This window comes from Plantactinospora sp. WMMC1484 (assembly GCF_049315195.1).
Classification (GTDB): domain Bacteria; phylum Actinomycetota; class Actinomycetes; order Mycobacteriales; family Micromonosporaceae; genus Plantactinospora.
The window spans coordinates 1,057,231-1,083,004 of sequence record NZ_CP186055.1 but is presented as its reverse complement, the minus strand read 5'-3'; the positions used below and the strand labels follow the sequence as shown (position 1 = coordinate 1,083,004).

The following is a 25,774-nucleotide window of genomic DNA, read 5'->3' as shown; positions in this document are numbered from 1 at the left end:
CGATGACTCTCGACCGACCGGTCGCACCGGACCCGTACGAACTGCTGCCGACCGTCCCGGCATTCACATTGACGAGTAACGACGTGCAGAACGGCGAGCCGATGCCCGCCGAGTTCGCCCACCCGAGCGTCGGCGGTGCCAACCGCTCGCCGCAGCTCGCCTGGACGGGCTTCCCGGCCGAGACCAGAAGCTTCGTTGTCACCTGCTACGACCCGGACGCGCCCACCGGCAGCGGATTCTGGCACTGGGTGCTGGTCAACGTGCCTGCGGACGTGACCGAGCTGCCGCAGGGCGCCGGCGGTGCGTCGTCGGCCGGGACCGAGGGAGCGTTCAGCGTGCGCAACGACTACGGCGAACAGGCGTACGGTGGTGCCGCGCCGCCGGCCGGAGACCGTCCGCACCGGTACGTCTTCGCGGTGCACGCCCTGGACGTGGAGAAGCTCGACCTCACGCCCGAGGCGAGTCCGGCGTACGTCGGGTTCAACCTGGCGTTCCACACCCTGGCTCGGGCCGTGATCCGGCCGACATACCAGGTCAAGGGCTGAGGGTCGGTGGTGGGCTGGCATCGGGGTGTGCCGGTGCCGGCCCCTGCCCCGCTGATCTCAGGCGGGTACCCGGGCGACCGCGAAGACGGACTGGCCGAACGGCGGGCGGACAACTCGTTCGGCGGCCTTGGTCACCGGCAGTACGAGGGTGTCGTACACCTTGACCATGGGCCCTTCCTTGGGCATCAGCCGGAAGACGCTGGTCGCCATGTAGTAGCCCAGCAGGCCCAGTGCGTTCGCGTAGTGCAGCGTCTCGATCTCCAGGCCGGCCTCTTCGAGCGCGGCCCGCATGGTCTTCTTGGTGTAGCGGCGGACGTGTCCGGTGGCGATGTCGGCCGGGCTCATCGCGAACTCGAAGGCCGGCACGATCAGCACGATCGCCCCACCCGGCCGGACCAGGTTGCGCATGCTCCGCAGCGCGCCGACATGGTCCTCGATGTGCTCCAGCACGTTGTAGGAGACGGCGGCGCTGTAGTCGGCCTGCTCGGTGCAGGGCAGCAGCATCTGCCGCACCTCGATGCTGGGGTCGCCGGCGAGTCGCTCCTTCAGCGCCACCAGCCGGTCCGGGTCCGCCTCGGTCGCGGTGAACCGCTCGAGGAAGGGTGCCCACTCGATGGCGTAGTCGCCCAGACCGCTGCCGATCTCGATCGGGTTGTCGCCGAGGTAGGGCAGGGCCAGCTCGACAAACCAGCGCCGGTGGTTGACCGCCGTGGCCAGGCCCTCGAGCACCTCTTCCTGAATGCGCTGATCTCCAGTTATTTCTGCCATGCGTAGATCCTCACGCTCTGACTCGACCTGCACTGGACCGACAGAGTGAACCATCTACGACGACCGTAGGGAAATTGGGGCACTCCTGCGAGCCGAACTCACGAGTTGGGGCGTCGGTTGTGACCAGTTCGGGGGCGTTCGTTCCAGACCACCCGAAGATAGCTCGACCACGTTCGGCGGTCGTGTCACGGTGATAACGGTCCAGCGTCGATCTCCCCGGCCGGTCCGCCGCTGCTCGGGCCGGTTGCCTCGGCCGCTCGGGCCGGTCCGCCGCTGCTCGGGCCGGTCCGCCGGCAGGCCGGCGGACCGGCGTCAGGGAGTGCGGATGCAGCAGCCGGCGCAGACCTTCGGCTGCGGGAGGGTGAAGGCCAGGCAGCACGTCCTGCGCTGCACGGTCAGCTCGCCGCTCGGGCCGGGCACCAGTTCCACCAGGTCTGCCACGCCCAACGCGTCGAGCAGGGCACCGATGGTCTCGGCGGAGCCGCCGGGCAGCGCGTCGGCGGCCCGCAGGACGCCCTGCGCCACGCCCGAGGCGACCGAGCCGAGCAGCGTACGCGCGCCGACCCGGACGTGGCAGTGCAGCGCGTCGAGCATCGGGGTCAGGTGCGAGTCGAGCAGGGACGTGCGCAGGGCCGTGAGGAGTTCGGCCTCGCCCAGCACCACCCTGACCTCGGGCAGGCCGGAGAGGGCCAGCGGGTCCGAGGGGAGTACCGCGATCGCTGTCGAGCGGCGCATGCCGAGCGTGAGCAGCGGCCGACCCTCCTCGAACCGGACCAGAACGTCGGCCGGACGCAGCAGCGGCACCCGGCGCGCGGACGCCCAGCCGAGCACCACCGGCAGCAGCAGCCAGTAGGTGTAGGACTTCCAGGCCAGTGCGGCGGCGGCGTGTGGAGTGGCACCCCAGCGCTGCCGGGTCACCGCCAGAAGTTCGGGCCACCGGGTGCCGTCCACGAGCTCGGTGGCCGGGGCCCAGCCGGTCTCGTCGGAGACCAGCAGGCCGGTCGCCAGGCCCGGCAGCACGTCGGTGCCGAAGGCGGCCCGCAGCGTGGCGGTCACCGGAGCCAGCGGCGCGGCGGCCCGGTCGCCGATCAGTACAGTCACTCTGCGTCGCCGATCTGCCGCATTGCGGCGTACGGGGAGGCGGCCGGCGCGGCCGGCGCAACCGGACTGGTCTGCCTCGTTGTCACAGGATCACTCCCCACGTCCGACGACCGACCGTCACCATAGCTTACTAAGGCAAGGCTAACCAGAGTTGGGTACCCATGCGGGACGTTCCCCGGATGTTTCTCTCGAAACACCCGGGAAGCGGTGTCGCGGACCGCACGAGGGGCGCCGCGACCGGCAGGATGGAGTTCGTCGTCGTCGCCTCGTGGCAGCGACCCGGGCGCAGAGATGAAGGGCGGGATTGTCTGCGATTGGTGCCGGAGTGTCAAGCCATTGTCGTTAACGCGCCAGTTCTGCCAGACTGGCCGACTCGGCCGGGAGACTGAGATTCCCGGCCAGAGGAACCTGATGACCACGCCTATCGAGCGGGCTGCCGACTCGTTCGCGGCCGAACTTTCCCGCCGGCGGGTCGAGCGGGGCATGACCAAGAAACAGCTCGCGGCCCGGATGGGCTTCGACCCGTCGTACGTCAGCCATGTCGAGGGTCGCCGGCACCGGCCGACGGAGGACTTCGCCCGCCGTGCGGAGGCCGTGCTCGGCGCCGCAGGAGCGATCTGGCAGCGTTTCCAGGAGTACGACGAACTCCGGCAGGCCCGGTCGAGCGCGGTCGCGCACCGCGATCCACCCGTACCCGAGCAGTGGATGCCGCCCGGCACGGGCCTGATCGTCGAGCAGGAGACCGCCACGCTGGCGTACGAGGACGGTGCGTACCGCTGCGTGATCCGCCGGGCCCTCTACAACGCCGGCACCGAACCGGTGACCCGCTACCTGGTCCGGATCGCTGTCGACCGCTATCCCAACGACCCGGCCCGGTCCAACCGGCACCACCGGGAAAATCCGCTGACCTTCGCCGAACTGGACCTTCAGGCATTCTGCGACGACCAGGGCAGCCGAGAACCGATGGAGTGGCGCAAGAAGCACGACCGGGACGCGTTCAAGGAGGTCTGGCTGCTCTTCGAGAACAGCGACGGGCGGTTCCCGCTGTATCCGGGAGAGCGGGTCACCACCGAATACTCCTACCGGGTCAACCAGGACAAGTGGGGGCAGTGGTTCCAGCGGGCCGTCCGGCTCCCCACCCGCCGGCTCGCGCTCCGGCTCGACCTGCCGCTCGACCTCGACCCGCAGGTCTGGGGCGTCGAGACCTCGCTGTCGGCCGAGGAGGGGCCGCTGCGTACGCCACTGGTCCGGCGCGACGAGGACGGCCGGACGCTCTTCGAATGGTCGACCGACGATCCGCCGTTGAACGCCCGGTACCGCCTGGAGTGGCGCTACCGTGCCCAACCGGCGGTCTCCGCCGCCGCGCCGGCACAGGCCGAGGGCCGGGCCAGCGACCGGATGCGCGCCGCCGGCATCGTGCAGCTCGGCGCGGATCTGCTCCGCCAGCCCGCCCGGCACTTCGACCTGCCCCGGGACGACGCCAACGCCCGGGACGTGGTGGCCCGGCTCCGGGCCGCGCTGGAACGCCTCGACGAACTGCACCCGTTCAGCAAGGGCGTCGGCCTCGCTGCCCCACAGATCGGGCTGCCCTGGGCCGCCGCCGTGGTACGCCCGCCGGACCGTGACGCCGAGCCGGTCGTACTCCTCAACCCCCGGGTGGTCGACGCCTCCATCGAGACCGACGAGCAGTACGAGGGCTGCCTCTCGCTGTTCGACCTGCGCGGCCTGGTTGCCCGGCCGCTGCGGCTCGACATCGAGCACGCCCGCTGGGACGGCGGGCGGGTGATCACCTCGTTCGAGCTCGCCATGGCCCGGCTCGTCGCCCACGAGGTCGACCACCTGGAGGGCCGGCTCTACGTCGACCGGATGGACCCGGACGTCCCGCTGGTGCCGATCGAGGAGTACCGGGACACGGGCAACGCCTGGCGCTACTGAACCTTCACCGCCGTCCCCGTAACCCTGGCGCCACCTCCTGGAGGGCACTCTCGCTCCTGGAGGGCACTCTCGCCCTGGTCGGTTCTCTGGAACGGGGGCCGGGTCTCCGTGCCCTGCACGGCGAGGGCACGGAGACCCGGCCTGGGGGAGAGGAAGGGTCCTCGGGTGGGGGAGGGAGAGTTGCTGGCGGGGCGGGAGGGTCTAGAGATCGCCGAAGGCGTCGTACCGGATGTTCTGCGGGGGCACGTCGTCGGCCGCGAGCGTGCGCAGGGCGGACCGGACCAGCGCCGCCGATCCGGAGATGTAACAGTCGTGGGTGCTCCACGGGCCGTACCGGGCGAAGACGTCGGTGATCTCGCCGCGCTCCCCGGGATAGTCCGGATCCGCGCTACAGGCGGGGACTATCGACAGCCAGGGATGTTCGGCGGCGAGCTTGCAGAGTTCGGCCAGCCCGTACAGGTCGTCGCGGCGCTCCGCGCCGACGAAGACGTGCATCCACCGGGTACGGTTGTAGCCGGCCAGCTCCTCGGCGAGCGCCTTGATGGGAGCGAGCCCGACGCCGCCCGCCACGCAGAGCACGTCCCGGGTGGATGCCCGGTCCAGTGTCATCGTCCCCATCGGAGCGGCCACCCGGAGCAGGTCGCCGACCTTGACCCGGCGGACCAGGGCACTGGAGACCCAGCCCGCGCCGACCGCCCGGACGTGGAACTCCAGGGTGTTGTCCTCGCGCGGGGCGTTGGCGATCGAGTACGTCCGCCAGAGCCGCGGCCGGTAGCGAGGTACCTCGACACTGACGTACTGACCGGCCCGGTACGGCAGGTGGTGCTGGAGGGGACGGCAGGTCAGTACGGCGACGTCGGTGCCCCGGCGCTCGTGGCCGACGACCTCCGCGTGCCAGAACGGCGGGTTGGGGTCGTCGGCCGCGCCCGCCTGCATGCGCTCGGCGATCATCTGGTACGCGTCGCGCCACGCCTGGTCGTGTTCGACGCTCCACTGCTCGCCGGCAACCTCCCGCAGGGCGGCCAGCAGCGCGGTCCCCATGGTGTCGTAGTGAACCGGCTCGACATGATATTTACGGTGGTCGCGGCCGAGTGAACGGAGATACTCGTCGAAGTTCTCCGGATCGTCGATGGTGTGGACAGCGGTCACGATGGCCTCCAGCAGGCGGTCCCGCTGGGCGTCCATCTGGATCGGAAAGAGCGTGCGCAGGGCGGGATCGGACAGGAACATCCGGGCGTAGAAATATCCCGCGACCACGTCTCGCCGGTCTTCGACGAGGGTCCAGCTCTCCTTCAACAGCTGCGCGAGATTGTCCATGACACCTTCCCGGTCGAGGCCACTGCGCGGATAAGAATGAATACCGTGAGTCAGTTTCCGTCGCACAGGCTGTGCGATTGACGGCGCACGGATCCGTATCCGGTGGCCCGGCTCGGGTGGGTTCGACTCCCTCTTCTCAGGGCTGCCCTTTCGAAGGCGTACGGCCCCGGACGCTCCCGGCCGGCCGCCGGATCGGGCACAGTTGTCGGGTGACGGTTGATCTCGCCCGCCCACTCTCCCGCCGCGTGCTCGGCATCGAGGTGCTCCTCGTCCTCGGGTTGTCCCTCGGACAGTCCGCGGTCTATTCGGCGGTGACGATCATCGCCCGGCTCACCGCCGACCGGCCGCTGAGCCAGCAGACGGCGACGCTCAACGCCTCCCAGTCACCCCGACCCTGGCTCGATCTCACCTACCAGCTCCTCGGGATCGGCTTCGCCCTCGTCCCGGTCCTGCTCGCCGTACACCTGCTGAACCGCGACCGCCGCCCCCTGGACCGGGACGGGCTGCTCACCCGGGACGCGCTGCCGGAGCCGGGACGTGGCGGTGCCCGGGATGCGCTCGGCCTCGACGGACGGCGGCCCGGCCAGGACCTGGCCTGGGGCGCCGCGCTGGCCGCCGCGATCGGACTACCCGGCCTCGGCCTCTTCTGGATCGCCGCACACCTCGGCGTCAACGCCACGGTGGTGCCGGCGGGACTGCCGGACCTGTGGTGGGCGGTGCCGGTACTCATCCTCGCGGCCGCGCAGAACGCGATCCTCGAAGAGGTCGTCGTGGTGGGCTATCTGATGACCCGGCTGCGGGAGCTGGGGTGGCGGGTCGGCGCGGTGATCGCGACCAGTGCGCTGCTGCGCGGCTCGTACCACCTTTACCAGGGCTTCGGCGCGTTCGTCGGGAACGCGGTCATGGGAGTGGTGTTCGGGCTCTTCTTCCTGCGCTCCAGGCGGGTGTTGCCGCTGGTGGTGGCGCACACCCTGCTCGACGTGGTCGCCTTCGTCGGCTACGCGCTGCTCCCTCGGGACTGGTTCGACTGGTTGTAGCCGACCCTGGCCGTGATCGCGGTGGGCGGTAGCTGCCGCGATGCCGCACGGTAGTAGGCGGTGGCCCGACCGGCGAGCGCTTCGGTGCCGATGGCGCTCAGTACGGCGACCGCCAGCGGCACCGCTCCGGGGAACCGCCGTGCGGCGAGTCGCACCGCGAAACGGTTGACCGCCCGGGCGACGATCGGCGCGCCGAGTCGCCGGCCCGCCTCCGCCAGCCCGCCCGTCTCCGTGTTGCGGCGGTTCTCCGTGCGGTTCTCCGTGTTGCGGCCGTTCTTCGTATTGTGGTCCGCCTTTGCGTTCTGGCCGTCCTCGGCGGGCCGAGACGCCTCTGTGTCGCGGATACCGGCTAGGCCATTGCCGTGCTGCCCTGCGAGGCGGCCACCCGGCCCGCTGTCCGGCGAGCCGGGCGCCGGTTCGCCGTCGTGCCCGGCGACGGCCGCCTCGGCGGCCGAAAGCGCGGCGCGGGCGCGACGCAGGTCCGGGTGGAGGCGGGTCAGCACCAGCAGCTCGGCGGCCCGGTCCGGGTGGCTCGGATCATGATCGTGCGCTGCCGCCAGTCGCAGCACCAGGCCGGCCTGCGTCCAGGTGACAGCGGCCAGCTCGACGAGCGGAGCGAGCAGCCCCGTCGCGGTCGACAGGGCACCGCCGGCGGCGGCGAACCGGACGAAGCGCCGCGTGGCCAGGCGGGCCAGACCGTCGGAGGTGGCGCCGGGGTACGCGGCCCGGACCTGACCCACCCATGCCGCGGCCGCAGGGCCCAGACCGCGTACCGCTGCCAGGGCGAGCAGTTCGGGCGCGTAACCGGGGTGGTCGATGATGTGCCAGGCCGTCGACGGTTGCGATTCCCACCCGGCGGTACGCCCCGACGCTGCCCGTTCCACCGCCGTAGCGGTCCCGTTGGCCGTACCGGCCGGTTCCGGCGAGGCGGTCTGGGCGGCGACATCGGACGATCTGGTCGCTGCCGGCCCGGTGGCTTCCCTGGTCGTGGCCTTCTTGGCTACCGCCTTCTTGGCCGCGGCCTTCTGAGCTGCGGTCTGCTGGGCGGTGGTCGTCTTCTTGGCCGCGGTCTTCTTGGCGGGCGCCTTCTGGGCGGTGGTTTTCTTGGCGGTGCTGGTCTTCTTGGCGGTGGTCCCCTCCGCCGGGCTGGTCTTCTTGGCCGCCTTGGCGGTGGCCTTGACGACGCCGGTCGACTTTCGGGTGGTCTTCGGCAGCGTGGTCTCGGTTGTCGCCGTCCCGCCATGATCGCCCGAGGCGGCTGTCTCGGCGGTTGGCCCGTCGCTGTCCACCCCGTCGCTCGCCTCGGCCGAACCCGTTGCCGGCGCCGCATCCTCCGGCCCGGAATCGGCCTCAGACCGCGGCGGTGCCGCTACGATCGGCGGATCGTCGGGCTGCGCCGCCTGCGCCGGTTGCGTGACGGCGTCCGGCTGCTCGACAGGTCGGGACGGTGGCTTCCGTCGCGTCGCGGGGGAGAGCGGCGGCAACGACTCGGGCTCGGCAGGCGGCTGGAAGAGCACCGTCGGAGGTACCTTCCGACCTCGGGGACGCGGCGGCACGGGAGGCTGGTCGGGCGTTTCCAGCTCTGACTCGGGAGCGGAGGCGAAGGCCGCCTTGGCCGGGCCGGATCGGCGCGACGGCTTCGACTTCGGCTCCGGGCGGCGGCGTGGCGGCTCGCTGGGCGACTGCTCCTCCATATCATGTGAGCCTAGTCTCGGTGGCGCATCGGCACCGGACAGGAGACGGCGGGGTGGTGGCCGGCGTCGACCGGTGTGGCGGTCCCCCGCCAGCGGCCACGGGCCGCCCGGAAAGTCGTTTTGCCCCGCCGGGCCGGCGCCCTGTATCCTCGACCAACGTGGTCGGGTGAGACCACCAGGAGACTTCGCCTAGTCTGGTCTATGGCGCCGCACTGCTAATGCGGTTGGGGTCTTAAAGCCCCTCCCGGGTTCGAATCCCGGAGTCTCCGCGCTGAGGTTGGTGTGTAGACTGGCCCGGCAACTGCGCCCGTAGCTCAACGGATAGAGCATCTGACTACGGATCAGAAGGTTAGGGGTTCGAATCCCTTCGGGCGCGCCTTCTTGAACAGGGAAGATAGCCTACCAGCTATCTTCCCTGGCGCGATGTGAGTCACGTGTGAGTCACGCCTGTGACTCACGTACAAGGCTCTGTGTAGCCCCGCTGAGCTGGTCGATCGCGCCAGCGAGCAGCGGAACGAGAAGGCGCATGCGAAGAGAGTTCGATCTCTAGCCTTTTGGTCCTTAGTTAGATGCATATCTAACTGTTGGGATAGATTTTGCAGCGAAACGGTGAAATCAAAGGCTACGAGTGTAATGTCCGTCCCTGGGGCCGGACCGTTGAAGACCGGATCTGCCCAAGAGATTGGGGCCACCTCCCCCGTGGGTGCGGCGGCGCCTTCGGGTGGTGTCGGTGATGCGCGTCTCCGAGGGGCCGGGTCGGGTATACCGACGGTGCGGTTGCCGTGACGAAGTGACCGGTAAGCAGTTCGGGGCCGGCTGCGCTCGGCTGGCGGACTTCAGCCACGGCCGCTGGTACTTCGCTTTACAGGTACCCGGGCCCGACGGCGGTCGTGAACGGGCGCGTAGGGGTGGGTTCGCCACCCTGGCTGAGGCGGAGCGGGCCTGCTGGGAGCTGGCGCAGTTGCCGGGGCCGGAGGCGGTGGGGCGGACGTGGACGGTGCGACGCTGGCTGCGCTTCTGGTTGTCTGAGCTTGACGGCCGGTTGCGGCCCACGACGGTGCTCAACTACCGCAGCATCGTTGGGCCTGACCCGGTTTGACGGACATCCGAGATCAGGGGGCTGTGGGCCCTCGGGAGGATGTTCATCATGGAAGGCATGGGTAAGAAGCCACGCCGGCCGCGCAGGGCGTTCACGCCGGAGTTCAAGGCGGAGATCGTGGAGGTGTGTCGGCGGGGTGACCGTACGGTCGGTCAGGTCGCGAAGGACTTCGACCTGACCGAGACGGCGGTCCGGGACTGGGTCAAACAGGCCGACCTCGACGCCGGCGCCCGTACCGACGGGCTGACCAGCGCGGAGCGCGAGGAGTTGGCGCGGTTGCGGCAGGAGAACCGTCGGCTGCGTGAAGATGTGGACATCCTCAAACGGGCCACGGCTTTCTTCGCGAAGGAGACCCGGTGAACGTGTACCCGTTCATCGAGGCGGAGAAGGCGCAGCAGGGCAACGTGAAGCGTGCCTGTGAGCTGTTGAAGGTCTCCCGGTCCGCCTACTACCAGCACCGCGCCGCCGGCCCGTCGCCCCGCCAGCGGGTCGACACCGAGCTGGCCGAACGGGTCGCGCAGGTGTATGACGCTTCGGCCGGCACCTACGGCTCCCCACGGATACACGCCGAACTCCGCGCCCAGGGCCGGCGGCACTCCCGCAAACGGATCGCCCGGCTGATGCGCACGGCGGGTCTGTGCGGTCGGACACCGAAGCGGTGGCGCACCACCACCGTGCCCGACCCGGCGGCAACCCCGCGCCCGGACCTGGTCGGCCGGGACTTCACCACCAGCCCCGCCGACGTCGACACCCGATGGTGCGGCGACATCACGTACATCAACACCTGGGAGGGCTGGCTGTACCTGGCCACCGTCATCGACCTGGCTACCCGCCGGGTCATCGGCTGGGCCACCGCCGACCACCTCCGCACCGACCTGCCCGCCCAAGCCCTGTCCAACGCCATCACGTCACGACGACCGACCGGGCCGGTGATCTTCCACAGCGACCGCGGCTGTCAATATACGAGCGGCCAGTACGCCCACCTCGCGAAGCGGCACAACGTCCAACTCTCAGCCGGACGCAAGGGGCAGTGCTGGGACAACGCCGTCGCCGAATCGTTCTTCGCCACCATCAAAACCGAGCTACTCGACCGGCGGGCCTGGCCCACCCGGGCCGCCGCCCGCACGGCGATCTTCGACTGGATCGAGGGCTGGTACAACACCCGCCGCCGGCACTCCACCCTCGGCTACCTCAGCCCCGCCGCCTACGAGGCCACCGCCTATACCAGCAGACCACTCGGCAAGCTAGCGTGAGATCAACTTATCGACCCTGTCCGTCGAATCGGGTCAAGTCCACGTGGAGAAGTACCTGATCCCGCACCTGGGCTACTTTCGGCTGAGCAAGCTGCGCACAAAGACCGTTCAGCGGGCGATGGACGCGATCTCTCGCCAGGTTGTACGTGGCGGCCGGCTGATCTCGCCGGGCAGCGTAAGCCGGATCCGACCCGTCCTGCGCAGCGCGTTGTCGGAGGCGAAACGGCAGGACATTGTCGGTTACAACGCTGCCCGGAACCTGCGGCTGCCGAACGGGGCGTGTCCGCATGCGGTGGTCTGGGATGACGAGCACGAGGCGGTCTGGCGTGAGACCGGCCTGCGTCCGCGAGTGGCCGTGTGGGACCTGAACAACCTGGCGCAGTTCCTGGAGGCGGTACGCGACGATCCGATGTTCGTGCTGTGGTGGCTGGTGGCGCTGCGCGGCCCGCGTCGGGGCGAGATGGCGGGCCTGCGCTGGGCGGACATCGACCTGGCCGCCGGGGAGCTGACGATCAGGGAACAGGTCATCGTCATCGGCGGGAGAGAGCACATCGGTCCACCCAAGTCGGTAGCCGGGGTGCGAAGCCTGGCTCTCGACGAGGCGACCGTGAAGCTGCTGTGGGAGTTGTGGCACGAGCAGCGGCGCCGTAACGGCGGGGTGACACCGAAGGGACGGGTCTTCGTGCACGCGAATGGCCGCCCGGTCAGCCCCGACTGGCTGACCCGCCGCTTCGCGAAGCTGGTCAAGCAACTGGGGCTGCCGCCGGTGCGGTTGCACGACCTGCGGCACGCCGCTGCCGGACTGGCCTCGGCCGCTGGGGTAGATCTGAAGATGATCCAGCACGACATGGGGCACGCCAGCCCGGTGACCACGGCGGAGACCTACATCCACATATTCAAGAAGATGGCGAAGGAGGCGGTGCGGGCCACCGCGGCGTTGCTGCTGTCCCACGCAAAGGTCCGTATGTCGCTGGAGGGCGCGTCCCAGGCGTGACTCGTTGACGTCACCGCGCGTTTCGACGCCGAGCGGGCCCAGAGGGTCGCCGGTAGCCGTCGGCCACCGGTGGCCCTGTTCGATGCGGGGTACCCAAAGACGGACGCATGTGGGGAGGAGTAGCACGTCGTCGCCAGCGAACTTGATGACCGCCGCCGGCCGGAAGTCGAGGCCGTCACCGCCGCGCTCGGACCGCGTGTGCCAACGAAGTGCTCCTGGGGTGGCTGGTGATGTGTCTGCACCCAGAGCTCCGGCTCGCGGCGGATTCCCGATTACCCAGAAGTGATCATGACGGTTGTCTTGTCCACTTTGGCTGATCCGTCCTCACGGTTTGTAATTTCGCTTGTGTGCTCAGTGACGAATCCATAGAGTTCCGTGCACATCACAGATTGACACGGGGAGTGGACGTGGCGGGCTCGCTGGCTGCGGTTGTACGGTCCTGCCTGGCTCTGGCCACGGCGGCTGCCCTGATCGGCATACCGGGAGAGCCGACCCGCTACGAGGCGGCCGGCCCGGACGGTGTCTCCGGGGGAGTCCCCCATCAGTCCGACGAGGCCCGCTCCCTGCGAGCCGCCCGTGAGTCCGGCGCGCCGGTGGAGGTCAAGAGCCTGACCTCGGAAACCACGCAGGTGTGGGCGCTGCCCGACGGTCAGTTCCGGGCCGAGATCGCCAGCGGGGTGCAGCGGTTCCGGCGGGGTGCCGACTGGGTACCGGTCGACCTCAGCCTGCGGTCGGGCGCCGACGGCACGGTGCAGCCGGCCGGCCATCCGAACGGACTTCGGATCGCCGGGGCGCGGGGCGCCGGTGAGCACGAGTTGGCCGCGATCGGCGGGCGAGACAACCGCGTCGCGATGCTCTGGTCGGGCGCGCTACCGACTCCGACGCTGGACGGTCACCGCGCCACCTACGTCGACGCGCTGCCCGGCGTCGACCTCGTCGTCGAGGCGACCCGGCTCGGCTTCGAACAGTTCCTCCTGGTCAAGACGCGAGCCGCGATCGAGCGGGTCACGCAGGTCCGGTTTCCGCTGACCGGTCCCGGAGTCGCGGCATCCCGCCGCGAGCCGGACGGTGCCATCACGCTGACCGATCGGGCGGGTGCCGCCACCGCACGGATTCCGGCCCCGTTGATGTGGGACGCGAAGAAGGACGTCACCGGTGCTCCGGCAGCACGTCGGTCGGTCCGGACCGACGTGACGGAGCGGGGCGACCGGGTCGAACTGACTCTGACCCCTGACCCGGCCTGGCTGCGCAACCCGTCGACGGCGTTCCCGGTCACCATCGACCCGACGGTGAACCCGCTCGGCACGACCTTCGACACCTACGTGCGGGAGACGGTGAACACCGACCAGAACCAGGAGCCGGATCTCCAGATCGGCTTGCTGGCCACCACCCCGCCGACGCTGGCCCGCTCGTTCATCACCTGGGACACGACGGTGCTGGCCGGCAAGCAGATCACCGCTGCCACGGTCTCGTTGTGGAACTTCTGGTCGCACACCTGCACCCCCACCTCGTGGGAGATCTGGTCGACCGATCCGTCGACCTACAGCACCCGGTTCACCAGCCAGCCCACCTGGCACCAGCAGGAGGCGACTTCCCTGGCGACGCACGGGTCGACCAACTGCGCCGACGCCTGGGCGACGATCGACGGGAAGAGCTTCTTCCAGCGGGCCGCTACCGCCGGCAGCACCCGGGCCGGGATGGGTATCCGGGCCACCGACGAGACGGTGCCGGCCGGCTTCAAACAGTTCCGGTCCCGGGAAGGTGGTGTCGTCGCGGAGGACCCGAAGGCGTCGGTGACGTACAACTCGTGGCCGACGGTCACGGCTCGGACGACGGTGCCGGCGTCGGCCTGCGTGACCGGGGCGGGCCGGCCGCTTGTCAACATACTCACCCCGCAATTGCGGGCCACCGTCTCGGATGGCGACGGTACGACGATGTCGGTCACCTTCGAGTGGTGGGCGATGAACGCCAGCACCCCGATCGGCACAACCACCTTCACCGGGATCGCCTCCGGTGCCACCGCCTCAGTCACCGTGCCGGCCGGTGCGTTCGTCGAGGGTGGTACGTACCGGTGGCGGGTGAAGGCGGCGGACGGCGTGGCCGGCAGCGACGTCTGGTCGTCGTTCTGCGAGATGACGGTCTACGTCACCGCACCGCCGGCCGCCGGCTGTACCGGTGGCGCTGAGAGCGACTTCAACGGTGACGAAGTGGCCGACATCGCCATCGCCGACCCGGAGGCCACAGTGAACGGCTTCGCAAAGGCCGGGCAGATCCACATCAGCTACGGCGGCAGCAGTACTGTGCAGACGCTGCACGAGAACAACTCGGGGGTCTCCGGCGGGGCCGAGGCCGGAGACGGCTTCGGCACCTCGATCTCCAGCTACGACGCCAACAACGACGGCTGCACCGACCTGGCTGTCGGGGTGCCGTACGAGGACCTGAACAACCTCGCCGACGTGGGTGTGGTGTACGTGCTGCTGGGCTCGCCGGCCGGACTGACCATGGGGCCCGCGTCGCTGACCTATCACCAGGACATCGGCAGCACCCCGGACGCCTTGGAGGCGGAGGACTGGTTCGGCTACTCAGTTGCCGGCGGCCGGACCGCCTCGGGTGAGCCGTACCTGCTGATCGGCGCACCGGGGGAGGACCTCGGCACGGCGGTCGACGCCGGCCTGGTCCACTATCTGCGCGGCGCGGTCAACGTGGTGCTCGATCAGGCGGTGACCGGATCCACCGATAGCAACGAGACCGACGACCGGTTCGGCTACTCGGTCACCGGCTCGGCGCATCACATAGCGGCGGGCCGGCCGGGCGAGACGACGCCGAACGGCGCGCAGTTCGCCGGGGCGATCACGGTCTACTTGCACGAGCTGGTTTCCGGCCGGCCGAAGTGGCTCGCGGACAAGACTGGTGGAGCAGGCTTCGCGAACGCGAACTACGGCAAGTCGGTGGCGGTGGCCAGCTACCGGCCCGCAGGCGCGCCGGTCGGGCAGCCGGATTCGTTCCTGCTGGTCGGCGAGCCGGGTGCCGATGTCGGGACGTCAGCGGATGCCGGCAAGGTACACCGCTACCACCTGACCGCCACCGCTGCCTCGGGGGTCAGCGGAGTCATGGAGGGCTTCGACGGGTTGGCCGGCCAGGCAGAGGAGGGCGACTACTTCGGCGAGCGGGTCCACCTGGTGAACACCGCGCCGAACGAGGTGGCCACCGCCCAGACGCTGGTCGCTGCCGTCGGGGCCCCCGGGCAGGATGTCGCCGGCACACCGGACGCCGGCCTCGTGCAGATCTTCGGCGGCGCGGCGAACCCGAACACCGGCTCGCTGCTCCTACAGCGCGGCGGCACGCTGCCGGGCAGCCCGACCGGTCGGGAACTGCTGGGTCTCTCCCTCGGCGGCTCGTCGCAGCACCTTTACCTGGCCAGCCCGTACGGCGATGGCTCGGTCGCCGCGCTGGCCTGGTCGGACCTGGTCGCTGGCCTCAGCACACCAGTCCGGCTGTGGCGGCCCGGCGAGGGCGGTCTGCCCGCCGAAGAGGTCGCCTTCGGCGCGGCGATCGGGTGACGGGACGTATGGACGTGCAGAGCTTCATGGGGGAGGGCGTCACAGTGGCTGGTCGGACGCGACGGCGGAGCCGGTCCTTTCTGCTCGGCCTGCTGGCAGGCCTGGCCGGTCTGCTCTCTCCGGCGGTGCTCGCGCCGGAGCCGGATACGGCGCCGCAGGCTGCGCCGGTGGCGGTCGAGGAGGAGTTGGTCCGGGACACTGAGGCCGAGGCGATCGTGGCGGCGGCGGCCCTCAACCAGCCGGTGGAGGTGCTCGCCTACCGCAGCGAGTACCGCGATGTCTTCGCCCAGCCGGACGGCAGCCTGGTGGCCAACGACCATGCCCAGCCGGTCCGAGTCATCCAGGGTGACACCTGGGTCCCGGCCGACGCGACGCTGGTCCAGTGGCCCGACGGCATCATGCCGACCGCCGCGCTGATCGACGTGCAGTTCTCCGGCGGGGGTGCCGCGCCGTTGGCGGTGGTGACCCGGGAGAACAGGTCGATGGCCCTGCAGTGGCCGTATCCGCTGCCGGCTCCGACGCTCAACGGTGACCAGGCCGTCTACCCGGAGGTCTTCCCGGACGTCGACCTGGTGGTCAACGCGACGATCGAGGGCTTCGCGCACGTCGTCGTCCTGAAGACCCCGGAAGCGGCGAACCTGCCCGAGTTGCAGAACCTGGAACTCGGGGTCTCGGCAGTGGGCTTCACCGTACAGGAGACGGAGGAGGGCGGACTCGCAGCGCTCGACCCGGCGACCGGAAACCCGGTCTTCGAAGCGAACGCCCCGATCATGTGGGACAGCGGCGAGCCGGAGACCGTCGGAGCGGCCCGGACCGGCGACCCGTCCGACTACGAGTCGACCTGGGGCCCGCCGGAGGGTGCCACTGTGGCGCCGGTCGACCTGACCCTCTCCGACGACGTGCTCACGCTGACTCCGGACGCGGCAATGCTGGCCGACCCGGCCACGAACTGGCCCGTCTACCTCGACCCGGTCTGGCAGGCGACCACCAACAGCTCGTGGGCGATGGTGGACAGCGGCTACCCAAGCGAGGAGTACTGGAAGTTCGACGGCAAGCGGCACGAGCGGATCGGGCTCTGCCCGAACTCCTGCAACAACTCCAAAGTAAAGCGACTGCTCTACACCCTGGCCACCCCGTACTCTGGCAAAACGATCCTCAGTGCAGAGTTCCGGGTCACCATGCAGCACGCCTGGAACTCCACCGCCCGTGCAGCGTCGATTTACCTGATGCCGAGAGGGATCAGCTCCTCGACCAACTGGGGCAACCAGCCGGGCGGAGCAAACTGGGACTCCGGCGCCAACCTGCTGGACACCAGGTCACCGACCGGCACCCAGTCGACGTGTACGTCCACCAACCAGAACGCCGGCTGGAACGTCAAGGAGGCGGTAGATCTCGCCGCCGCGCGGGGCACGGCATCGATCACGCTTGGCCTGAAGGCCACCAACGAGACCAACTCGCAACACAGCAAGCGGTTCTGCGACAACGCGGTGCTCTCGGTCCGGTACAACCGGGCCCCGTCGATGCCGAACCTGGCCGACCTGACGCAGTCCCCGGGCGGCGACTGCCTCTCTGGGGCCAGCCGCCCGTACGTCGACACCCCGCCGAAGCTTACTGCGGTGCTGCGCGATCCGGACCACTCCTCGGCGCATGCGGAGCAGGTCAAGGGCGAGTTCCGGGTGACCTGGACACCGCAGGGCGGCACCGCTCAGACTCGTACCTACGTCACTGGTCTGAAGTCCAGTGGCTCGAGGTTCGAATACGTGGTTCCGGCCGACATTCCGCAGGACGTGGTGATCTCCTGGGATGTCCGAGCGAGCGACAACACCACCTGGGGTGGGTGGAGTTCGACGGGTCGCAGCCGCTGCGAGTTCATCTTCGACAAGACCAGCCCCAGCGCGCCGGACGTCGACTCGCCGCAGTTCCTGCCGCTCGACGCGGCCGACAATGGTACGCCCGACGCGCACCTGTGCCTGTCCGACGACGAGTGGCGCGGCTCGATCGGCGTTCACAGCAGCTTCACCTTCGACTCGGCCGCCACGGACGTCGTCGCGTACGAGTACGGGTTCAACACCAACCCGTTGCCTGAGAACAGGGTGGTGCCGTCCGTGGCAGGCGGACCGGTGACGGTGCAGTGGCTGCCGGACCGGGAAGGACCGCGGTTCGTCACCGTCCAGGCCTTCGACCGGGGTGATCGGTCCAGCAGCATCGCCACCTGCACCTTCCGAGTCGGCAAACGCCCGCCGGCGGCGCAGTGGGCGCTGACCGAGGTGGCGGGGGCGCGCGACGCGGGTGACGCGTACGGCGGATTCAACGCCTCGGTCGGCACCGGGGTGACGTTCGGCGTGCCGGGTCCCGGCGGGCCCGCCGACACGGCGGCCCGGCTCAACGGCATCGCGAACGGCTACCTCGCCACCGAGGAGAACGTGTTGACCGATACCGCGAACAGTTTCGCGGTCACTGCCTGGGTGAAGGCGACCGACGTCATCCGGAGGCAGGTGGCGGTCAGCCAGGACGGCTCCGGCGAACCGGGCTTCAGTCTCGGCGTCGAGGGCGGCGCATGGGTCTTTCGGATGCCGGTCAACGACGTCGTCTCGTTGGGCGAGTGGAAGGTCTCCGTGCCCGGGGCAACCACCGGGTGGACGTTCCTGGCCGCGAGCTACGACGGCGTACAGCGGGTGATGTCGCTTCAGGTCGGCGACGCGGCGCCGGTGACCGCGCAGCGGCGCTCCCAGAGCAAGTCTCGGGGTGCCGTCCAGTTGGGCCGCCGGCTGACCAAGCACGGCTACACCGATCACTGGGGCGGCGACCTGGCGGACGTCTCCGTTTTCGACCGGCTGGTCCAGGCCGGCGAGGTCGACGGGCTGAAGAAGACTGCTCCGCGCCGGACGGCATACTGGCAGCTCAACACCGTGACTGGAACGACGAGTCCGGAGTACGACGGTGGCGCCGGCCAGACCCTCGGCGCCGGGGCGTCCATCTTCCGCCACCAGGTGTCGGCGCTTCTCGGCGGCGGCCACCTGTCGCTTAGCGGCGAGCCCGCCTCGTACGCCAGCACGACGGCCAACGCCGACACGGCAGGCAGCTTCACGATCGCCGCCCGGGTCCGGCTGGGGAGCAGTTGTTTCGGCACTCCGATGACCGTGCTGTCGCTCAAGGGGGCGCATAACACCGCCGTCAGCGTGCGGTGCAGCGCTGAAGGCCGATGGCAACTCGCGGTACGCGACAGTGACGTGGCGGACGCCGAACCGATAGTTCGGGACTCGGAGCAGGCGCCGAAGACGAACGGCCGGGGCGACCACGTCGCGGTGGTCTACAACGGCTATACCCGGGAAATGCTGTTCTACCTCAACGGTGAGGTGGTCGAGTCGATCGATCTGGTCTCGCCGTTCCAGACGACCGGAGGCTTGCAGCTCGGACGGGCCTTTGTCGACAACGCGCACGGCGAGCACATGTCCGGCGCCATCGACGACGTCCGAATCTACAGCGGTGTCGCCGACCGGACTCTGGTCCAGCGGATAACCAACCCGCTCCGGGAACAACCGACCTACTGACGACCGGGACGGTCGGCGGGTCCCTGTCCGGGCCCGCCGGCCGTCCCACCTGGCCGACGATGCCCCTGACTACCCGTCCTGGAGGAATCGATGTTCTCCCGAGTCTTGGTCGCGTCCGGCGCGTTCCAGCGCCGGGTGGTCCGGCCGCTCTGTTGGGTAATGGCCGGGATGATGTGCGTCGCCCTGGCCGAGTTGGCCAGCTCACCGGCCTCGGCCGCACCGGCCGGCCAGGAGAGGCCGGAGGTCGTCGACCCGACCCGGAAGGTCCCGGAACGTCCGGCGCTGGCAGTCAAGGACCGGAAGCCGAACGAGGCGTTCGAGGCGGCGGTCCAGGACTCCGTACCGGTCTCCTGGCCGGCGCCGGGCTCGGCGGAGATTCCCGTCACCACCGGACCTGCCGGCCGGGCCGCATTGGCCGCCGGTGTGAAGGCCGGTGGGCTCACCGTCTCGGTCGCCCCGGCCGCCACGCCGGCTGCCGGGGAGCGCGCCGCCGCTGGCGATGTCTCGACTCCGGGCCGGGTCCGGGTCGAGGTGCTGGACCGCGCAGTGTCTCAGCGGGCCCGGGTCGACGGCCCGGTGTTCCGGCTGGGCCGCACGGATGGGCAACGGTCCGCCGCAAAGGTCGGGCTGACCGTGGGGTACGAAGGGATCGCCAACCTCTACGGCGGTGACTTCGGGGCGCGGCTGCGTCTGGCGCGGCTCCCCGAGTGTGCGCTGAGCACGCCGGACCGGGCGGAGTGCGCGGCAGAGTCGGTGCCCACTCGCAACAACGGCGAGGACCGCACTCTCACCGCCGAGGCGACCACTCCGACCGGCGGCAGTGGTCTCTACGCGATGGTCGCTGAGGACTCGTCTTCGCAGGGCTCTTACGCGGCTACCCAGCTCTCCCCGTCGGCCAAGTGGTCGGTCTCAGCGTCGAGTGGCGGATTCACCTGGTCATACCCATTGCGGATGCCGCCGGTCCCCGGCGAGGGCGGGCCGAACGTCGGGTTGTCGTACTCCTCGCAGGCGGTGGACGGGCGGACCGCCACCACCAACAACCAGGGTTCCTGGATCGGTGAGGGGTTCAGCTACGAGCCGGGCCACATCGAGCGGCGGTACAAGTCGTGCAAGGACGACGGCCACGACCGGTCGGCCGACCAGTGCTGGGCATTCGACAACGCCACCATGCTGCTCAACGGTTCCTCCACCGAGTTGGTCAGGGTCGGCGACACCTGGCGGCCGGCCAGTGACGACGGCTCCAAGATCGAGAAGCTGACCGGCGCGACAAACGGTGACAACGACGGCGAGTACTGGCGGATCACCACGGTCGACGGCATCGAGTACTACTTCGGGCTGAACCGATTGCCCGGCTGGTCCGCAAACAAGGAGGAGACCCTCTCCACCTGGACCGTGCCGGTCTACGGCGACGACACCGTGAACGGCGTCGACGAGCCCTGCAAGAAGTCCACCTTCGCCGAGTCGTACTGCGACCAGGCATGGCGGTGGAACCTCGACTACGTCAAGGACCGCAACGGGCAGGTCGTCTCGTACTTCTACGGGCGGGAGAGCAACTACTACGCCCGTGGCGGGCGTACCGACGTCAACGGCGACGAGTACCACCGGGGCGGCTGGCTCAAGCGGATCGACTACGGCCAGCGGGACGGCGCGGTCTACAGCACCAACGCCCCGGCGCGGGTCCGGTTCGATATTGCGGAGCGATGTCTTTCCGCTCCCGCCAACTGCGACCCGGAGGACCTGACCGACGCCACCGCCGCCCGCTGGCACGACGTGCCGTGGGACCGCAACTGCGCCAAGGACACCAAGTGCAAGCTGGACCAGGTCAGCCCGACGTTCTGGACCCGGAAGCGGCTCACCGCCGTCACCACGGAGATCCGGGGAGCCAGCGGCTGGACCCCGGTGGACCGGTGGAAGCTCGAGCATCTGTTCACCGACAACGGCGACGGTAGCCGGACCCTCTGGCTCTACAAGCTGACCCATACCGGCTTGGTCAACGGCAGCATCGACATGCCGTACATCGAATTCGCCGGTCTGCAGAAGCCGAACCGTATCGACAAGACCGGGGACCAGGTCGCGCCGCTGGTCCGGTTCCGGCTGGCCACCGTCTACACCGACACCGGTGGTCAGATCGACATCACCTACGCGGACGAGGACTGCAACGAGGGCAACCTGCCGACTCCGGGGAACAGCACCCGACGCTGCTATCCGGTGAAGTGGGATCCGACCGGGACCGAGAACGACATCACCGACTGGTTCCACAAGTACGTCGTCGCCGAGGTGATCGGCACCGACCGCACCGGCGGTGCCCCGGACATGGTGACCCGCTACAAGTACCACGGCGACGCGGCCTGGCGGCACAGCGAGCCGGACGGACTCACCAAGGCCAAGGACCTGACCTGGAGCGAGTGGCGTGGTTACGGCCGGGTCGAGGTGACCAGCGGCAGCGGCCAGACCATGACCACCAGGAACGAGTACTACTACCTGCGGGGCATGCACGGCGACAAAAAGCCGACCGGCGGCACCCGGGAAGTAACGGTCACCGACTCGACCGGAACCAGCCACGTCGACTACGACGAGTTCTCCGGATTCGAGTACGAGAGCAAGTCGTTCGACGGCTCGACCGAGGTCACCAAGACACTCAGCACGCCGTGGCGGCACAACACCGCGACCGAGTCGCACAGCGGGATGACCAAGCGGGCGCATTTCGTCAACACCACCGCCACCCGGAGCCTCACCGCGTTCGGATCAAACCAGTGGCGGGAGACCAGGAGTTCGACAGTCTTCGACGAGACGTACGGTCGGGTCATCCGCACCGAGAACGAAGGCGACGTCAGCAAGACCGGCGACGAGGACTGCACCCGATCGACCTACGTGGACAATCCAACGGCCCACCTCTATTCGCTCATCGCCCGGACCGAGACGGTGTCGGTACTGTGCTCGGCCACACCGGACCGCCGGACGCAGGTCCTCAACGACGTCCGGACCTGGTACGACGGCAAGGCCTACGGCGTCCCGCCAACGACGGGCAATCCCACCCGGTCCGAACGGCTCGCCAGCCACGACGGCACCACCCCGACCTACGTGCGGATCGCCGAAGGGACGTTCGACAGCTATGGTCGGCCACTGATCGCGACCAACGCGCTCGGCGAGGTAACCCGCACCACCTATACCGAGACGCACGGCCTGACGACGAAGGTTGTCCAGGTCAATCCGCTGGAACATGAGACCGTCACCGACTACCACCCGGCCTGGGGCACCCAGATCAGCGTGCAGGATCCGAACGACTACAAGACGCTTTCGGAGTACGACCCGCTCGGCCGGCTGGCGAAGGTGTGGCTTCCGAACACCAGCACGGTGCCGGGACTGGCGCCCAACTTCAAGTACACCTACCTGATCGAGACCGACAAGGCGGTCGCGGTCAAGTCGGAGGAGCGGCGCGTCGACGCCACCTACCGGGTCAGCTACCAGTTGTACGACGGGTTCCTGCGGGCCAGACAGTCTCAGACCGAGGGACCGGGCACCCTCCGCCTGGTCGCCGACACCTTCTACACCCCTACCGGTCAGGTCGACAAGACCTACGACCCGTACCCGGCGGTCGGTACCCCACGCGCCGAGATACTTCCAGTCAACAACGGTGACGTGGACGGACAGACGCTCTTCGTCTACGACGGCGCGGACCGGGTCAGGCACGAGATCTTCGCCGTCGCTGGGGTGGAGAAATGGCGCACGACGACGACCTACGGAGGAGACTGGGTTTCCGTCGACCCGCCGGAGGGCGGAACGCCACGCACCACGGTCACCAACGCCCTCGGCAAGGTCGTGGAGATTCGGCAGTACAAGGGCAGCGGACCGTCCGGCGACGCCGACAAAACCGAGTACACCTACACGTCGGCCGGCCACCTCGCGACGATGAAGGACCCCGCGGGCAACATCTGGAGCCACTCCTACGACCAGCGGGGCCGGAAAATCGAGACGATCGACCCGGACGCGGGCACGTCGACGTACCGTTACGACGACCTCGACCGGCTGGTCAGCAGCACCAACGGCGCTGGCAAGACGATCAGCCACACCTTTGACGAGATCGGCCGCAAGACCGCCACCTACCACGGTGCGGCCGAGACCGGTGAGCTGCTCAGCCAGTGGCGATACGACGACCCGACGCTGGGGCAACTTTCCAGCACGACCCGGTTCGCCGATGATGCCGAGTACACCACCTACTACACGGACTACGACGAGTTCTACCGGCCGCACCAGACCTGGTACGAGGTGCCTGCGGCAGCCGGCGCGGAACTGGCCGGGCTCTACGGCTTCGGCACGGAATACAATTGGGACGGCACGGTCCAGTCGGTCGGCATGACCGACGGCGGCGGCCTACCGTTCGAGGTCGTCGTGAACGAGTACGACAGCATACGGCGGCTCATCGGCACCGAGGGTGTCGTGCCGTACCTGACCGCCGTCGACTACACGTCGACCGGCGAGGTACTCCAGTCGCAGATCGCGCTCGGATCCGGCCTGGTGTGGTCGACGTACGAGTACGAGCAGGGCTCGAAGCGGCTCAACCGGCACCGGCTGGACCGGAGCAGCGCACCGGTCGTCGACATCGATGCCCGCTACGGCTACGACCCGGCGGGCAACGTCACGTCGATTGCGGACACGCCCAGCGGGATCCGCGACATCCAGTGCTTCAACTACGACTACCTGCGCCAACTCGTCCGGGCGTGGGCCACGGCGAGCACCGCGACCGATCCGTGCGCCGGGGGACCGGCGACCAGTGGGGTCGGTGGGGTCGCGCCGTACCACCACTCCTACACCTATGACGTGGCCGGTAACCGGAAGACGGAAACCCAGCATGCGGCGGGCGGCTCGTCTCTGGTCGAGCGCGACTATGAGTACCCGGAACCGGGCCAGCCGCAGCCGCACACGCTGACCCGGGTAACCGAGCGGACCTCGGCCGGAGATCGGCTGCACACCTACGAGTACGACGACGCGGGCAACACGACCCGGCGTACCGCCGTCGGCGAAGACCAGGAGCTTGTCTGGAACCCGGAGGGGCGGGTCGAGTCGGTCACCGAGGCCGGCCGGACCACCAGCTTCGTCTATGACGTGGACGGTGGTCGGATACTGCGCAAGGAGCCGGACGCCACAACGCTCTACCTGCCCGGGATGGAGTTGCGGCTCGACCACGCGACCAGGGCGGTCGACGGCACCCGGTACTACCCGGTGCCGGGCGGCGGTGCGATCGTGCGCAAGGTCGACGGGCTGTCGTACCTCGCCGCGGACCAGCACGGCACGGGGCAGGCGGTCGTCGACGACGACGGGAGCATCATCCACCGCAGGTCGACGCCGTTCGGCGGGCCGCGTGGCGTACAGCCGCCGGCCGGAAGCTGGCCGACGGAGAAGGGCTTCGTCGGCGGCACCCAGGACTCCAGCACCGGCCTCACCCACCTCGGCGCCCGGGAGTACGACCCGACTATCGGCCGGTTCATCAGCGTCGACCCCGTGCAGGATCTGACGGACCCGCAGCAGTGGAACGGCTACACCTACGCCAACAACGACCCGGTCACCCGTTCCGACCCGACAGGCTTGCTGCCCGACGACGTCTACGCCGGCCGGATTGGCTCGCTGGAGGCGGCGTCATACTCGAACAGCCCTTACAAGAAGCACTACCGGAACGGTGCGAAGATCGCCGCGGAGCGGGATCGGAAGCGCCGGCAGCGGATCAACGAGCAGAAGCGGCGGCTTCGCGAGGCCACCTGGCGCCAGGACAGAGCTGAAACAAAGGCGCCCGTGCCGTTCGACGGACTGCGGATTCCGCCGGGGGCGCCTCCGGGCCTCGAAGAGGCATACCGGGAGGCTAAGGGCACGTACTACCGGATGTATGGCGGCGACCATTGCAACTTCGAATGTTCATGGGATGCCACGAGCGTCCTTATGATTGCTTGCGGCGCAATGGACTGCGGCGATTATGAATGGCAAATTATCAAGCTGCATGGTATCGCAAACGCGGAAGAATTCGGCACAGGCTCCGGTCGAGGAATAGGCGGAAGAAGCGGCGGACGCCGAAAAGGCGGCAAGAGTGGCGGCTCGTGCGAGAGCAATAGCTTCACCGGCGGCAGTCGAGTGCGTATGGCCGATGGGACCTCAAAGCCGATCGATGAGGTAAAGGTTGGCGATCAAGTCATCGCAACCGACCCGGAGACTGGGGAGACGGCGGTCAAGACAGTTGTGGCCACGATTGTCGGTCAGGGTGTGAAGAACCTGGTCGAGATCTCCGTTGATGTCAACGGTGCGGCCGACGGGGCCACTGACGCGGTGGTAGCGACCGCCGGGCACCCGTTCTGGCTGCCGGAGCTGAAGGCGTGGCTGCCGGCGACCGAGTTGCAGATTGGCCAACTCGTCCAGACCGCAGCCGGAACCTGGGTCCAAGTCACCGCCATCAAGCGCTGGACAGAAAAAGTGCGCGTGTACAACCTTACGGTCGAAGATATTCACACGTACTACGCGCTCGCCGGCGAGACGTCAATTCTGGTTCACAATTGTGGAATCTCACTCTTCCGATCGCCGCATCTGGGCGAGAAGGCTGACGCTGCAAGCGGATTGAGTGCCGAGGCGCACGGCGCGCATGGAAGGCACACCGGTACAGCCTATCTTGGTGAAAGTGCTCAGGTGGCTGAGCAGTACGCAGGTCAAGGGTATGAACCCGGCTATTACGAGTACGTCATGAAGCCGGAGTTCGAACGCGAGTTCCCTGCCTCGCGATACCGTCGGCCACACGCGAATTCCAGAGGCGCGAAAGAGTATGAGTGGGTCATTCCGCAAGAGGACATCCCGCGCTTCAATTCGATGATCGACGAGGTGAAATGGTGGAACTATTACGAGGGGTATAGTTGGCAGGATTGAACGGGGTGTAGTGGGGGCAC

Annotated in this window: 14 protein-coding genes and 2 tRNA genes; 12 read left to right on the top strand and 4 right to left on the bottom strand. The window is 68.9% G+C overall.

What is annotated here, in order from left to right; translation table 11 throughout:
* The first annotated feature begins 2 nt into the window (after positions 1-2).
* The gene (locus tag ACN28C_RS04720; protein ID WP_422772355.1) at positions 3-545 is read left to right on the top strand and encodes a YbhB/YbcL family Raf kinase inhibitor-like protein; all 543 of its coding nucleotides are present in this window, start codon (positions 3-5) and stop codon (positions 543-545) included.
* Between the two features lie 57 nt (positions 546-602).
* Here ACN28C_RS04720 and ACN28C_RS04715 read toward each other — a convergent pair whose 3' ends face one another.
* Positions 603-1,313, bottom strand: a complete 711-nt coding sequence (locus tag ACN28C_RS04715) for a class I SAM-dependent methyltransferase (protein WP_422772354.1) — start codon at positions 1,311-1,313, stop codon at positions 603-605.
* A gap of 312 nt (positions 1,314-1,625) precedes the next feature.
* Positions 1,626-2,405: an IucA/IucC family C-terminal-domain containing protein gene (locus tag ACN28C_RS04710; protein WP_422774524.1), complete on the bottom strand. Its 780-nt coding sequence runs from the start codon at positions 2,403-2,405 to the stop codon at positions 1,626-1,628.
* Between the two features lie 420 nt (positions 2,406-2,825).
* Between ACN28C_RS04710 and ACN28C_RS04705 the strand changes: the two genes are divergently transcribed.
* Complete coding sequence (locus ACN28C_RS04705; protein WP_422772353.1) at positions 2,826-4,349, top strand: peptide deformylase; 1,524 nt, start codon at positions 2,826-2,828, stop codon at positions 4,347-4,349.
* Positions 4,350-4,550: 201 nt separating this feature from the next.
* Here ACN28C_RS04705 and ACN28C_RS04700 read toward each other — a convergent pair whose 3' ends face one another.
* A complete protein-coding gene (locus tag ACN28C_RS04700) occupies positions 4,551-5,666 on the bottom strand; it encodes a globin domain-containing protein (protein WP_422772352.1) in 1,116 nt (371 codons plus the stop codon).
* Between the two features lie 209 nt (positions 5,667-5,875).
* On the opposite strand from ACN28C_RS04700, the gene ACN28C_RS04695 reads away from it, so the two are divergent.
* Positions 5,876-6,703 carry a CPBP family intramembrane glutamic endopeptidase gene (locus ACN28C_RS04695; protein ID WP_422772351.1) on the top strand — a complete coding sequence of 276 codons (828 nt, stop codon included), beginning with the start codon at positions 5,876-5,878 and terminating at the stop codon, positions 6,701-6,703.
* Here the strand turns inward: ACN28C_RS04695 and ACN28C_RS04690 are convergent.
* Positions 6,664-7,992: a hypothetical protein gene (locus tag ACN28C_RS04690; RefSeq protein WP_422772350.1), complete on the bottom strand. Its 1,329-nt coding sequence runs from the start codon at positions 7,990-7,992 to the stop codon at positions 6,664-6,666. The genes ACN28C_RS04695 and ACN28C_RS04690 overlap by 40 nt on opposite strands.
* 583 nt (positions 7,993-8,575) lie before the next feature.
* Here ACN28C_RS04690 and ACN28C_RS04685 point away from each other — a divergent pair.
* The 9 genes from ACN28C_RS04685 to ACN28C_RS04645 all read left to right on the top strand — a co-directional run bounded on the left by ACN28C_RS04685 (position 8,576) and on the right by ACN28C_RS04645 (position 25,754).
* Positions 8,576-8,666 (top strand) — tRNA-Ser (locus tag ACN28C_RS04685).
* Positions 8,667-8,700: 34 nt separating this feature from the next.
* A tRNA-Arg gene (locus ACN28C_RS04680) sits at positions 8,701-8,773 on the top strand.
* A gap of 414 nt (positions 8,774-9,187) precedes the next feature.
* Positions 9,188-9,496, top strand: a complete 309-nt coding sequence (locus ACN28C_RS04675) for a hypothetical protein (protein WP_422772349.1) — start codon at positions 9,188-9,190, stop codon at positions 9,494-9,496.
* A 57-nt stretch (positions 9,497-9,553) separates the two neighbouring features.
* A complete protein-coding gene (locus ACN28C_RS04670) occupies positions 9,554-9,856 on the top strand; it encodes a transposase (protein ID WP_422768991.1) in 303 nt (100 codons plus the stop codon).
* Entirely contained in the window at positions 9,853-10,749 is an 897-nt protein-coding gene (locus tag ACN28C_RS04665) for an IS3 family transposase (RefSeq protein ID WP_422768992.1), read from the top strand. The genes ACN28C_RS04670 and ACN28C_RS04665 overlap by 4 nt, the downstream gene beginning before the upstream one ends.
* Before the next feature lie 43 nt (positions 10,750-10,792).
* Positions 10,793-11,743: a site-specific integrase gene (locus ACN28C_RS04660; RefSeq protein WP_422772348.1), complete on the top strand. Its 951-nt coding sequence runs from the start codon at positions 10,793-10,795 to the stop codon at positions 11,741-11,743.
* 407 nt (positions 11,744-12,150) lie between these two features.
* On the top strand, positions 12,151-15,303 hold the full coding sequence (locus tag ACN28C_RS04655) for a DNRLRE domain-containing protein (protein WP_422772347.1): 3,153 nt from the start codon (positions 12,151-12,153) through the stop codon (positions 15,301-15,303).
* A 92-nt stretch (positions 15,304-15,395) separates the two neighbouring features.
* Positions 15,396-18,854, top strand: a complete 3,459-nt coding sequence (locus ACN28C_RS04650; protein WP_422774523.1) for a LamG-like jellyroll fold domain-containing protein — start codon at positions 15,396-15,398, stop codon at positions 18,852-18,854.
* Between the two features lie 90 nt (positions 18,855-18,944).
* Positions 18,945-25,754, top strand: coding sequence for a polymorphic toxin-type HINT domain-containing protein (locus ACN28C_RS04645; RefSeq protein ID WP_422772346.1), 6,810 nt, complete (start codon positions 18,945-18,947; stop codon positions 25,752-25,754).
* Positions 25,755-25,774: the final 20 nt, after the last annotated feature.

What these genes read in the sequence shown, in the direction of transcription:
- ACN28C_RS04720 (WP_422772355.1), top strand. Translation starts at nt 3, where the DNA reads ATGACTCTCGACCGACCGGTCGCACCGGACCCGTACGAACTGCTGCCG.
- ACN28C_RS04715 (WP_422772354.1), bottom strand. Translation starts at nt 1,313, where the DNA reads ATGGCAGAAATAACTGGAGATCAGCGCATTCAGGAAGAGGTGCTCGAG.
- ACN28C_RS04705 (WP_422772353.1), top strand. Translation starts at nt 2,826, where the DNA reads ATGACCACGCCTATCGAGCGGGCTGCCGACTCGTTCGCGGCCGAACTT.
- ACN28C_RS04700 (WP_422772352.1), bottom strand. Translation starts at nt 5,666, where the DNA reads ATGGACAATCTCGCGCAGCTGTTGAAGGAGAGCTGGACCCTCGTCGAA.
- ACN28C_RS04670 (WP_422768991.1), top strand. Translation starts at nt 9,554, where the DNA reads ATGGGTAAGAAGCCACGCCGGCCGCGCAGGGCGTTCACGCCGGAGTTC.
- ACN28C_RS04645 (WP_422772346.1), top strand. Translation starts at nt 18,945, where the DNA reads ATGTTCTCCCGAGTCTTGGTCGCGTCCGGCGCGTTCCAGCGCCGGGTG.